Here is a 12,160-nt window from a genome sequence, read left to right as displayed (position 1 = left end):
CATGCCGGTCCGCGACATCACCCGCCCGCTCCCGGACGACGCGATGGTCTACCCGGGCGACCCCGCTCCCCGGATGGTGCAGGAGGATACCGGCGCATCCCGGATCAGCGCCCTCACCCTCTGCTCGCACAGCGGGACGCATATCGATGCGCCGTCCCATTTCCTCGAGGGCGGTGCGACGGTCGACGAGATCCCGCTCGAACGGCTCATGGGCCGGGCACGGGTCGCGGATCTCCGCTCTGTCCGGGGTGCGATAACGGCCGGGGAGATAGAGCCCCACCTTGCCGGAACGGAACGGCTCCTGCTCAAGACCTGGTTTTCGGAAGCAACCCGCTTCGATCCGGTGTATCCCGCTCTCTCGCTCGAGGCAGCCCGTCTCCTGACGGAGAGCGGTGTGGTGTGCGTCGGGATCGATACCCCCTCCATCGAGGTGTACGACGGCGACGGTGCGGTCCACCGCCACCTCCTCGCTGCCGGGGTCGCCATCATAGAGCTCCTCGATCTCACGAGCGTCCCTGCAGGCGACTACACGATGGTTGCGCTGCCGCTCCGCCTTAAGGGCTGCGACGGGTCGCCGGCACGGGTGGTGCTCTCTGATGCGGAAACTACCGGAGGAAGATGATATGAGTACGATAAGCGATGCGGTCAAAAAACTGGAAGAGCGATTGCAGCACAGCGGATGCGAGAGCGGAACCGTCACCCTGCAGGTGAATTACGAGGCCGAGAAATGCCAGTACCCGAAGGGTGTCTGCATGGAGGCGGTCTACGCCGGCGGCACCGGGGAGTTCCTGACAACCGACCCGGTCCGGGCGACCACGCGGGTCTCGTTTATGTTCGGCGCTCTGTTTGCCGACCCGAAACAGCGGGGGGCTGCGTGCGCCATCATTAACGCCGTCTCTGCATTCCTCTGCCTTACGCGGAAGGTGCACGCCTGTACGCCTGACCGCTACCGGCAGTGCCGCGCCGACCTCGCCGCGGAGATCGGCGGCGGGCGGATCTACCTCGTCGGCGAGAACTATGTCGTGAGCGAGACGATGCGGTCGCAGGTGACGGAGAACCCCGAAGAGGCCGATATCTTTCTCATAACCGGGCAGGGTCTCGTCTCCGACGCCGGACTCGCGGCCATCGACGCCTGGCGGGGGAAGAGGCGGATGCTCTTTCTCGGCCCCTCGACGGTCGGGGTCTCGGGTTTGCTCGATCAGGAACACTGGTGCCCGTACGGGCGATGAATACCTTTTTCTAGGAAAACAGGGTGATTATGCTCTATGCTTTTTGGCTCTTCGGGAATACGGCGGCAGTTTGACCCCGGACTCGTCGATCTGGTGCTCAGAGTCGGTTCTGCGGTTGCCGCAGGTGCATCTGAAATCATTGTGGGTACCGATACCCGCACGACAAGCGGGCTTCTGGCGCACAGCGCCATAGCAGGTATGCTCTCGGCCGGAGGAAACGTCTACTCCTGCGGGATTGCTCCGACGCCTACCGTTGCGTTCGGCACCCGGGATATCGAGGCCGGGTGCATGATCACCGCCTCGCACAACCCGGAGCCGTATAACGGCGTCAAGCTCTTCAACCCCGACGGGTCGTCGTTCACGCTGCAGCAGCAGGCCGAGATCGAGCAGCTCGTGACGGAGAAGCATTGGACGGGCTGGCAGGAGCAGGGCAGCCTCTGCGAGGTCGATATGGTCGCCGCCCACCGGGAAGCGATCCTCGACCGGGTGAACTTCTCCCGCGAGATCAGAACGGTGCTCGACTGCGGCAACGGTGCGGGGAGCGTCATCTCCCCGGGCCTCCTCGCGGACGCCGGCGCCGCCGTGGTCGGCCTGAACTGCAACGTCTCAGGACGGTTTGCGCGCCCTTCCGAACCGCTCGAGGCGAACCTTCCCTACGTCGGGGAGATGGTGCGGAAGACCGGTGCGGACTGCGCCGTCGTGCACGACGGCGATGCCGACCGGATGATGGCGTTCGACGGCCGGGGCAGGTATATCGACGGCGACCAGCTTCTGATGCTCTTTGCGAAGTACCTCGGGAGCGACAAGGTCGTGACGACGGTCGACGCCTCGATGGCGATCGAAGAGGTCGCCGAGGTGCACCGGACACCGGTCGGCGACAGTTTCGTCTCCGAGGAGCTCCTCGCCTGGGGCGACTTCGGCGGCGAACCCTCCGGGAGCTGGATCTTCCCTGAATACTCCTACTGCCCCGATGGGATCCACGCGGGCGCACTCTTCTGCGAGATCGCGTCGGAGTGGGATATCGCCGAGGAACTCGATAAGATGCCCCGCTACACCATTCTCCGGGAATCGTTCCACGTCGATAACCCCCGCGAGATCGTAACGGCGCTCGGTGCGGACGAACCGACCCACGGTATCCGGGTCGCGGACGAGGAGGGCTGGTGCCTTATCCGGGCGAGCGGAACCGAGCCGAAGGTCCGGATCACCGCCGAGGGGAAAACCCCCGGAAAATCAAAGGACATGATTGAAAAAGGCCGGGAGCTTCTAAACAAAGGAAAACGTTCCTGATGGACGGGGGACTGGTGTTAGGATGCAGTGTGTAGTACTCGCAGCAGGTGAAGGCAAACGGATGCGGCCCCTGACTGCAAAGCGGCCGAAGGTAATGCTGCCGATCGCGAACCGACCGATGATGGAGCACCTTGTTGCGGCGGCACGCGATGCGGGGATAGACGAGTTCGTCTTCGTCGTCGGCTATTGCGAGCGTGAGATCCGGAACCACTTCGGCGAGGGCGAGTCGCTCGGCGTGAAGATCACCTACGTCACCCAGCGCCACCAGCTCGGGACGGCAGATGCCCTGCGGGCGGCGGCGGGTCTGATCAAAGACCGTTTCCTCCTCTTAAACGGGGATATGATCCTGCAGGCGGCCGATATCAGGGAGCTCTGCGGGAAGCCTGCCCCGTGCGTCGGGATCTACCATACCGACCACCCGCAGGATTACGGGGTGGTGACGGTCGAGGACGGCCTCGTGACGGGGCTTGAAGAGAAGTCGGAAGCCCCGAAGAGCAATCTCATCAATGCCGGTGCATACCTCTTCGATACGGAGATCTTCGACATTCTGGCGGGCGTGAAGGTCTCGGGCCGTGGCGAGTTCGAGCTCACCGACGCCCTCGAAGCCTATATCCAGGCCGGCACCCTCCGGGCATACCACCTTGCCGACTGGCTCGACGTCGGGCAGCCCTGGGATCTCCTCGAGGCCAATGAACTCCTGCTCGCCGGGATCCGGCACGAGCGGCACGGCACCGTCGAAGGCGGCGTCACCATGCCCGAGACCGTGACGGTCGGGAAAGGCTCGGTTATCAGAGCGGGCACCTATATTGAGGGAGCCTGTGTGATCGGGGAGAACTGCACGATCGGGCCGCACGCCTATATCCGGGGCTCGACCTCGATCGGCGACGGCTGCCATATAGGCCACGCGGCCGAGGTCAAGAACTCGATCGTCATGGCCGGGACGAAGATACCGCATTTCAACTACGTCGGCGACTCCGTCATCGGCAGGAACTGCAACTTCGGTGCCGGCACCAAGGTCGCGAACCTCCGCCACGACCACGGGCCGGTGAAGGTCTGCGGCAAGAGCACCGGGCGGAAAAAGTTCGGCGCCATCATCGGCGACGGCGTCCAGTTCGGGATCAACTGCTCCGTCAACGTCGGGAGCCGGATAGGGAGCAACGTGCTGATCGCCCCCCATTCAATGGTCGAGGGGTGCATCGAGGACGAAACGGTGGTGCGGTGAGACCATGCAGGCAGTAATTCTCGCAGCAGGGGAGGGGAACCGGCTTCGGCCGCTGACCCGGAGCAGGCCGAAAGCGATGATACCGGTCGCGGACCGCCCGATCATCAAGTACGTCATCGACGCCCTCCTCGAGAACGGTATCCGGGATATCGTCGTCGTCGTGGGGTACCGGAAAGAGCACGTGATCCGCTACTTAAACCGGCTCGACGCTCCGATCCAGGTCGTGGTGCAGGAGCGGCAGCTCGGGACGGCCGACGCTCTCCGGAGCGCCGAAGCGGAGATCTCCGGCGATTTCCTCCTCCTTCCCGGGGATAACTACATCAGCCCCGCGTCCATCGCGAGGATCAGGGGTGAACGGAACGCCATGCTGGTCGCGGAGCACCGGAACCCCTCGAACTTCGGGGTCGTCGTGATCCGGGACGGGTTTGTCCAGGACCTCATCGAGAAGCCCGAGGACGCCCCGACCTTCACCGTCAGCACCGGCGTTTTTTCGTTCACCCGCGAGATCTTCAACCACCTAAAGAGCAACGAGCTTCCCGATGCAATCGGGTCGATGATCGCGAGCGGTGAACGGATACGGGCTCTTCCCGCCGAGGACTGGCAGGATGCCATCTACTCCTGGGATCTCTTAAAGCTCAACGGGAGAATGCTTCGCGGCATTCCGGCCGAACTCGCCGGCACGGTCAGCAGCACCGCCTCGCTCCGAGGGCTCGTCAGGATCGGGAAGGGGACGACAATAGGAGCGAATGCGGTCATTCACGGCCCGGTCACCATCGGGGAGGACTGCACGATCGGGCCGCATACCGTCATCATGCCGGATACCAGTATCGGGTCGCGGGTGGCGATCGAGCCGTTCACGTACGTGAAAGATTCGCTGATCATGGACGACGTGCGTATCGGGTCGCACTCCCGGATCGTGAACGCGGTCTTCGGCGAAGGGTGCGTACTCGGCGACCATACCACCACCTACCCGAGAGAGGCCTTCTTCGAGGTCGGCGGGGGTGTCATGAAGGCCGAGTTCGGAGCGGTGCTTGGAGACGGCGTTAAAGCCGCTCCGTTCACAATCTTTAAGAACTGCGTCGTCGGTAACAATGTCACGGTTGGAGACGGAAGGATCGTCACCGGTCTCATCGAGGACGCTGCCAGGGTGATCTAGAGATGTGCGGAATCGTGGGTTACATAGGAAGGCGGGAAGCGACCCCGCTCCTGATTCAGGGTTTGAAGAGGCTGGAATACCGTGGGTACGACTCGTTCGGCATCGCTACGGTGGGGAGCGACATCGATCTCTTTAAAAAGCGCGGGCGGATCTCGGAGAGCGAGTCGGGCGCCGTTACGCTGCATGGCTCCGTCGGGATCGGGCATACGCGGTGGGCGACGCACGGAGAGCCGAACGACGTCAATGCCCACCCGCATACCGACTGCACGGGGAGGCTCGCGCTCGTCCACAACGGGGTTATCGAGAACTACATCGAGCTCAAGAAGCAGCTCCTCGAACGCGGGCATACTTTCCGCTCCGAGACCGATACCGAGGTGATCGTCCACCTCCTCGAGGAGCAGTACACCGGCGATCTCCTCGAGGCCGTCAGAAAGACGGTGCCGTTCCTGAAGGGCTCCTACGCAATCCTCGCGGTCTCCGCGCACGACGACCGGATCGTCGCCGCCCGCGACGCGAGCCCCCTGGTGCTCGGCATCGGCGACGGCGAGCTCTTCGCCGCGTCGGATATGACGCCGCTCCTCGAGCACACCGAGCGTATCGTCTTCCTCGAAGACGGGGATATCGCCGAGATAACGCCGGAAGGCGTCCAGGTCTACCACGAGGGCGAGAAGGTTGAGCGCGAGATCGAGCTCGTGAACTGGTGCGTCGAGGATGCTAAGAAAGGCGGGTTCGCCCACTTCATGCTCAAAGAGATCTTCGAGCAGCCGCAGGCGTTCTACGAGACGATCCGCGTCGGCGTCGACGATGCGGTGCGGAAGGTGATCCGGAGCGCCGAGGAGATCACGCTCGTCGCCTGCGGGACGTCGTACCACACGGCGCTGATCTTCAAGTACCTGGCAGAGCCGCTCTGCAATATCCCGATCCGCGTCGAACTCGGTTCGGAGTTCAAGTACTACCCGCCGCCGCTCCGCGGCCTCGTCATCGCCGTGACCCAGTCGGGCGAGACCGCGGATACCATGGCCGCCCTCAAGATGGCCAAAGCCCATAACTGCCCGACGTTCGCGATCACCAACGTGCAGGGGAGCACCGTCACCCGGATCGCCGATACAACCCTGATGATGCGGGCGGGACCCGAGATCAGCGTCGCGGCGACGAAGTCTTACATAGCCCAGCTCGCGGCGCTGATGCAGATCGTGAACATCCGGTGCGACGGCGCCTTCGACGATATGCTCGCGCACGCCCACCTCGCGATCGACGAGGTGCTCCTGCAGGATATGGCGGATGCCGTTGCTCTCTGCCGGACGGCGGAGCACGTCTTCTTCGTAGGGCGGGGGCCGTTCTATCCGGTCTCGCTCGAGGGCGCCCTCAAGATGAAGGAGATAAGTTACATCCACGCCGAGGGCTACGCGGCCGGCGAACTGAAGCACGGGCCCTTCGCCCTGCTGACGCCGGAGACCCCGGTGGTCGCGGTCTGCCCGCCGGGTGCCACCTATCCCGTGATGGTCTCGAATATCAAGGAGATGAAGGCACGCCGGGCGCCGATCATCGCCCTTGGGGTGAAGGGCGATTCGGAGCTCGAGGAGATCGTGGATATCTTCATCCCGATCCCCGATACCCACCCGATGGTGCAGGTGCTCACGACCTCGGTCGTCCTGCAGCTCCTCTCGTACCACACTGCCTGCGCCCTGCAGTGCGATATCGACAAGCCCCGGAACCTGGCAAAGAGCGTGACCGTCGAATGACTGACTACGGCAGAAACACCATCGGCCCCGGCGCACGGATATTCGAACCCGTGTCGATAGGGTTCCCGTCGAGGGAGCGTATGGATCAGCAGGATTTCCCCGGAGCGGTGATCGGGAAGAATGCCGTCCTCCGTTCGGGGACGATCATCTACTGCGACGTCACGATCGGCGACGATTTCCAGACCGGTCACAACGTGCTGATCCGCGAGAAGACGACGATCGGGGATCGCGTCGCTATCGGAACGGGCGCGATCATCGAGGGGAGTGCGGTGATCGGCGACGATGTCCGGCTCCAGAGCATGGTCTACATCCCGACCGACACCCGTATCGGCGATCGGGTCTTCATCGGCCCGAACACCGTTCTCACCAACGACCGCTACCCGCCGAGCGGCAAGGTCCCGCTCGAGGGGCCGGTGATCGGCGACGATGCCGTCATCGGGGCGAACGCGACGATCGTCCCCGGCGTCACGATCGGCGAAGGGGCGTTCGTCGCCGCCGGTGCCGTGGTGACGAAGGACGTCCCGCCGCGGACGCTCGCGGTCGGGTCGCCGGCACGGTTCAGAGACCTCCCTCCCGGTGCGGAGCGGCGATGACGTACATCCCCGTCGCAAAACCCTATCTCGGGGAGGAGGAGATCGCCGCGGTCGCGGAGGTGATGCGATCCGGAATGATCGCCTCCGGCCCGAAAGTCACGGAGTTCGAGCGCCGATTCGCCGAATACTCCGATGTCCGGCACGCGGTCGCGACCAGCAACGGCACGACCGCTCTCCACGCCGGGTTCCTCGCGGCCGGTATCGGGGCGGGCGACTCGGTCGTCGTCCCGTCGTTCTCGTTCATCGCGACCGCGACGAGCGTCTCGATGACCGGAGCGGCTCCGGTCTTTGCCGACGTCGACGAGCGGACGTTCACGCTCGACCCCGATGCCGTCCTTGAGGCGCTCCGCCCCGATACGAAGGCGGTTGTCGGTGTCCACCTCTACGGCCAGCCCTTCGACGTCCGACCGCTCCGCGAGATATGCGACGACCACGGCCTCCTCCTGATTGAGGACGCGGCGCAGGCGCACGGCGCCGATTACCGCGGCAAAAGGGTCGGCGGCTTCGCCGACTTCGGGTGTTTCTCGTTCTACCCGACAAAGAACATGACCACCGGTGAAGGCGGCATGGTCACGACGGACGACCCCGCGCTCGCCGAGCGGGTCCGGCTCTACATCAACCACGGCCAGAGCAGAAAGTACCTGCACACCGCCATCGGCTACAACTTCCGCTTGACCGACATGGGCGCCGCCGTCGGCCTCGTCCAGCTTTCGCGGCTCGAAGGCTTCAACGAGCGGCGGATCCATAATGCCGCCGCCCTCGACCGGTGCGTCCGCGAAAGCGGCCTTCTCCCGCCGCACCGCATGGACGGCGTGCGGCACGTCTACCACCAGTACGTGGTCACGGTGCCGGCGTCGTTCCCGCTCTCGCGGGACGACCTGATGCAGCGCCTGCACGAGGAGGGGATCGGGAGCGCCGTCCACTACCCGATCCCGATCCACGCTCAGCCCGTCTACCGGGAGGTGGCGGAAGGCTGCCATTGTCCCGTCTCCGAACGGCTCGCGGCCTCCGTGCTGAGTCTCCCCGTCCACCCGCTGGTGACGGACGACGACCTCGCCCGCATTGCTGCAAGCCTGAAGTCTATCAGTGACAACCCATGAAGATCCTTCTCGTCTCGACCCAGGACTACATCCACCACCCGATCCCCTCCCGGCATCACAATATCTTCGAGGAGCTCGCTATCCGCCACGAGGTGCACGTTCCGCACTTCCACGTCAGCCGCGGCCCTGAACGGGAGACGAGGCTGGTCGTCCACGAGGCGACGAAGTACCCGGTCGAAAGCCCGCTCTTCCACTATACCTTAAACGCTCCCCACCACTACCGGGTGCTCCGCGATATCATCCGGGAGAACGATATCGACGTGGTGGTCGGTGCTCACGTCCTCGCCGGGACGGCGATGATCCACGCCGCGAAGAAGTACGATGTCCCGGTCATCTTCGATCTCAAGGACTGGTTCCCCGACTCCGCGGCGGCCTACTACAAGAACCCCGCGTTGCAGTGGGCGCTCCGGAGCGGCGTGCTCGCGATCACCCGCTACAACCTCGACCGGAGCGATCTCATCACGACGGTCTCCCCCGGGCTCGTTGAGAAACTCCGGCGCTACGGGTATACGGCCGAGCTGATCACGAACGGTGTCAACACCGACCTCTTCCGCCCCATGGACGGCCGGGCGATGCGTTCCTCCCTCGATATCCCCGAAGATGCCTTCGTCCTCGGGTTTGCCGGTGCAATCGAGCGGTGGTATGCTCTCGACGAGGTTATCCGGTCATTCCGGCGGGTTCTCGCCGCCCGGCCGGACGCATACCTCCTGATCGTCGGCGGGTCGCTCTTCACGAACTACTCGGAAGAACTCAAGGAACTCGCACGGGAGCTCGGTATCGCGGACCGGGTCGTCTTCACCGGGGCGGTCGCGTACCGGGATATGGCTGCCTACATCGCACCGATGGATCTCTGCACCGTCCCGCTCTCACCGCCGCAGTGGATCGATATCGCTCTCCCGAACAAGTACTTCGAGTACTCGGCCTGCGGTAAACCCATTCTTTCAACACCGATCCCCGACATGATCCGGATGGGCGGTGAGCATCTCTTCATCTACCGGACGCCGGACGAATTCGCTTCGAAAGTCCTCGAGATTGCAGAAAGGCCTGTCTGCTACGATGCCCTTGTCAGCGAACACAGCTGGCGGAACAAAGCTGCAGCATTTGAGGAGATATTCGAGAGAATTACGGGTTCCGCCTGAATTAAGCCCGATTTCGGTCGCGACACTCCGGCAACAGGCCAACTTTATTAACGGTGTACAGAGAAACAGAAACGTGACAGAAGGAGGGTCTGATGGCTCGAGCAGAACTGACTAAGTACCGGACGTATATCATTATCGCATTACTCATCATCTTCTCCGTGTTCGCGCTCTGGATACGGGTTATCGCCGCGGATCAGATGATCACCGCCGCCGGGGTCGATCTCCTCGGAAACGATCCCTGGTACAATCTCCGGCAGGTCGAGCAGACGATCGCGAACTACCCCGGCTATGCCTGGTTCGACGCGATGACCCACTTCCCGCACGGGGAGACGGTCTACTGGGGTCCGCTCTTCATCTACATCATCTCGACGCTCTCGATCCTCGCAGGTGCTAGCGCCCGCCCCGATATCATGGTCGTGGCCTCCTGGGTCCCGCCGCTGATGGCCGCGGCCATGGTGCCGGTCATGTACGGCCTCGGCGCGAAGATGGCGGACTGGAAGACCGGTCTCCTCTCGGCAGGCCTGATCGCCGTCGTGTCAGGGCAGTACGTCTACCGGTCGCTCTTCGGGTTCGTCGACCACCACATCGCGGAGGTGCTCTTCGCGACGCTCTTCGTCCTGGCGTATATCGTCGCGCTTGGTGCCGTCCGAAGCCCGGAGTTCGATATCCGGAAGTTCGAGACGCTCAAAAAGCCCGCTCTCCTTGCGGCTTTCGCCGGGATCGCCTACCTTCTCGGCCTCTACACGATGCCGACGATGGTGCTCTTCGCCCTGATCGTGGGGCTCTTTACGCTCGTGCAGTTCATCTGGGACTACTACCGCGGCAGGACGGGCGAGTACCTGGCGTTTCTGAACCTGGTGGTCTTCGGCGTCGCTATCCTCGGGATGTTCGTTTTCGGGATGCCGCATCCGGGTTTCAGCCTCTCCCAGTACTCGATGATGCACGTCATCGCCTACCTCCTCGTGATCGTCGGCACGTTCCTCCTGTACGGCCTTGCCGCGTACCTGCAGGGAAAGCAGAAGTTCCTCTACCCCCTCTCCATCGTTGGGATCGCCGTTGTCGGGCTGCTCGCCGTCTTTGCCGCCGCTCCTGACTTCTTTAATATCATCATGGGCAGCATCGGTGCATTCTTCGGTTCGCAGGCGATCACGACGACCGTCCAGGAAGCCCGGGCATGGAGTTTCGACGATGCCTGGCGGACGTTCCACTGGGGCCTCCTGCTGATGGTCGGCGGATTTGCGGCGCTCCTCTACCGGAACCGGCGCGAAGAGCATCCCGCACAGGTCTTCGTCCTCATCTGGTCGGTGATCATCCTCTACTCGACGATCGCCCACATCAGATACGAGTACTACCTCGCCGCAAACATCGCGCTCCTCTCGGCGATCTTCATCGGCTTTGTCGTGGATGCCGGGTGGCCGGAGATCCGCCGTCTCGTCGGTGCCCGAACGGAGCCGTCTCCCCCGGCACCGGACGGTGGGAATACCCCTGCCGAGCCCTCGAAGAAGGGGCAGAAGGGAGCAAAACCGCAGAAACCGAAAGCCGCCGCAAAGCACCAGCCCGACTACCTGAAGGTCGGAGCGGTGGCGGTGGTCGTCGCCGTCGGTCTCCTCTTCGCCGCCTCCTCCACGATGAGCGATATCGCCCTCTCCTCGAGCGCCCACTACGGCAGCATGAACTCGCAGTGGCAGGAGTCGCTCGCCTGGTTCGGGGAGAACACTCCCGAGACCGGCGTCGACTACTACGCGATCGACACGAACTCCTACACCTACCCGGAGGAGGCCTACGGCGTGATCTCCTGGTGGGACTACGGCCACTGGATAACCTTCATCTCGAAACGGATCCCAACCGCCAATCCGTTCCAGCGGGGCGTCGCCGGGCAGTACGGAGCGGCGGCTTACTTCACCGCGACCTCCGAAGAGACCGCGAACGAGATCTCCGATCTGCTCGGTGTCCGCTACGTCATCACCGATATCGAGATGGATACCGGGAAGTTCTGGGCGATGGCCACCTGGGCGAACGCCACGGCGGGCGTAACACCCTTCCAACCGCAGTTCCTGATGCCGTCGGCGCCGGGGTCGACCTCCTACACCGCCGTCGCACCCTTCAACCAGAACTACTACGAGACGATGGTTTCACGGCTGCACAACTTCGACGGTTCGATGGCCGAACCCTCGTCGGTCTTCTATGTCGAGTACCGCGACGCGGGCCTTGCCGGAACCTCTCTTCCCGTGATCACGAGTTCGCAGATGATGGATGCGTCTGCAGCCAGCGCGGCCGTCGAGGCGTTCAATAAGAACGCACCGGCAGGGTCGCACGCGACGGTCGTCAGCACCACTATTAATGCCCCGACCGGACGGGTGAGTGCCCTGCAGCACTATCGGCTCGTCCACGAGTCCCCGCTCGGCCTCTCCGGCTATCCGGCCGGCATCAAGTACGTCAAGATCTTCGAGTACGTCCCGGGTGCGACGATCGCGGGCGAGGGCACGATCGAGGTTCCGATCGTCACCAACACCGGCAGAACCTTCACCTACCGGCAGGAGAGCGTCAACGGTACGTTTGTCGTTCCGTATGCCACGACCGGCGGGCAGGGCGAGGTGAAGGCGACCGGACCGTACCGGATCGCCGGGACAACGCTCACGTTCGACGTCACCGAAGATGCTATCCTGCAGGGGAGCTCTATCAACTGACGTGC

Annotated in this window: 10 protein-coding genes; all 10 read left to right on the top strand. The window is 63.5% G+C overall.

Annotation, left to right across the window (positions count from 1 at the left end; translation table 11 throughout):
* Position 1 precedes the first annotated feature (1 nt).
* The 10 genes from ABH15_RS00315 (at position 2) to ABH15_RS00270 (ending at position 12,155) form a co-directional block, all read left to right on the top strand.
* Entirely contained in the window at positions 2-622 is a 621-nt protein-coding gene (locus tag ABH15_RS00315; RefSeq protein WP_128692381.1) for a cyclase family protein, read from the top strand.
* Position 623: 1 nt separating this feature from the next.
* Entirely contained in the window at positions 624-1,229 is a 606-nt protein-coding gene (locus ABH15_RS00310; protein ID WP_128692380.1) for a hypothetical protein, read from the top strand.
* Between the two features lie 36 nt (positions 1,230-1,265).
* Positions 1,266-2,516, top strand: coding sequence for a phosphopentomutase/phosphoglucosamine mutase (locus tag ABH15_RS00305; RefSeq protein WP_128692379.1), 1,251 nt, complete (start codon positions 1,266-1,268; stop codon positions 2,514-2,516).
* Between the two features lie 22 nt (positions 2,517-2,538).
* A complete protein-coding gene (gene glmU / locus ABH15_RS00300) occupies positions 2,539-3,738 on the top strand; it encodes a bifunctional sugar-1-phosphate nucleotidylyltransferase/acetyltransferase (protein ID WP_128692378.1) in 1,200 nt (399 codons plus the stop codon).
* A gap of 4 nt (positions 3,739-3,742) precedes the next feature.
* Entirely contained in the window at positions 3,743-4,894 is a 1,152-nt protein-coding gene (glmU, locus tag ABH15_RS00295; protein ID WP_128692377.1) for a bifunctional sugar-1-phosphate nucleotidylyltransferase/acetyltransferase, read from the top strand.
* A gap of 2 nt (positions 4,895-4,896) precedes the next feature.
* On the top strand, positions 4,897-6,636 hold the full coding sequence (gene glmS, locus ABH15_RS00290; RefSeq protein WP_128692376.1) for a glutamine--fructose-6-phosphate transaminase (isomerizing): 1,740 nt from the start codon (positions 4,897-4,899) through the stop codon (positions 6,634-6,636).
* Positions 6,633-7,229 (top strand): acyltransferase, encoded by a 597-nt coding sequence (locus ABH15_RS00285; protein WP_128692375.1) that lies wholly within the window; start codon positions 6,633-6,635, stop codon positions 7,227-7,229. Before glmS ends, ABH15_RS00285 begins: the two co-directional genes overlap by 4 nt.
* Positions 7,226-8,329, top strand: coding sequence for a DegT/DnrJ/EryC1/StrS family aminotransferase (locus ABH15_RS00280; protein WP_128692374.1), 1,104 nt, complete (start codon positions 7,226-7,228; stop codon positions 8,327-8,329). Before ABH15_RS00285 ends, ABH15_RS00280 begins: the two co-directional genes overlap by 4 nt.
* The gene (locus tag ABH15_RS00275; protein WP_128692373.1) at positions 8,326-9,468 is read left to right on the top strand and encodes a glycosyltransferase; all 1,143 of its coding nucleotides are present in this window, start codon (positions 8,326-8,328) and stop codon (positions 9,466-9,468) included. The genes ABH15_RS00280 and ABH15_RS00275 overlap by 4 nt, the downstream gene beginning before the upstream one ends.
* Positions 9,469-9,560: 92 nt before the next feature.
* A complete protein-coding gene (locus ABH15_RS00270) occupies positions 9,561-12,155 on the top strand; it encodes an oligosaccharyl transferase, archaeosortase A system-associated (protein WP_128692372.1) in 2,595 nt (864 codons plus the stop codon).
* The last annotated feature ends 5 nt before the right edge of the window (positions 12,156-12,160 follow it).

It is taken from the genome of Methanoculleus taiwanensis, assembly GCF_004102725.1.
Taxonomy (GTDB): Archaea; Halobacteriota; Methanomicrobia; order Methanomicrobiales; family Methanoculleaceae; genus Methanoculleus_A; species Methanoculleus_A taiwanensis.
The sequence above is the reverse complement of the archived record's forward strand: the minus strand, read 5'-3'. Positions and strand labels throughout refer to the sequence as shown.

Excerpts from the sequence above, each read along its gene's own strand:
- ABH15_RS00275 (WP_128692373.1), top strand. The coding sequence starts at position 8,326 with ATGAAGATCCTTCTCGTCTCGACCCAGGACTACATCCACCACCCGATC.
- ABH15_RS00285 (WP_128692375.1), top strand. The coding sequence starts at position 6,633 with ATGACTGACTACGGCAGAAACACCATCGGCCCCGGCGCACGGATATTC.
- ABH15_RS00305 (WP_128692379.1), top strand. The coding sequence starts at position 1,266 with ATGCTTTTTGGCTCTTCGGGAATACGGCGGCAGTTTGACCCCGGACTC.
- ABH15_RS00315 (WP_128692381.1), top strand. The coding sequence starts at position 2 with ATGCCGGTCCGCGACATCACCCGCCCGCTCCCGGACGACGCGATGGTC.
- ABH15_RS00280 (WP_128692374.1), top strand. The coding sequence starts at position 7,226 with ATGACGTACATCCCCGTCGCAAAACCCTATCTCGGGGAGGAGGAGATC.
- glmU (WP_128692377.1), top strand. The coding sequence starts at position 3,743 with ATGCAGGCAGTAATTCTCGCAGCAGGGGAGGGGAACCGGCTTCGGCCG.
- ABH15_RS00270 (WP_128692372.1), top strand. The coding sequence starts at position 9,561 with ATGGCTCGAGCAGAACTGACTAAGTACCGGACGTATATCATTATCGCA.
- ABH15_RS00310 (WP_128692380.1), top strand. The coding sequence starts at position 624 with ATGAGTACGATAAGCGATGCGGTCAAAAAACTGGAAGAGCGATTGCAG.
- glmU (WP_128692378.1), top strand. The coding sequence starts at position 2,539 with ATGCAGTGTGTAGTACTCGCAGCAGGTGAAGGCAAACGGATGCGGCCC.
- glmS (WP_128692376.1), top strand. The coding sequence starts at position 4,897 with ATGTGCGGAATCGTGGGTTACATAGGAAGGCGGGAAGCGACCCCGCTC.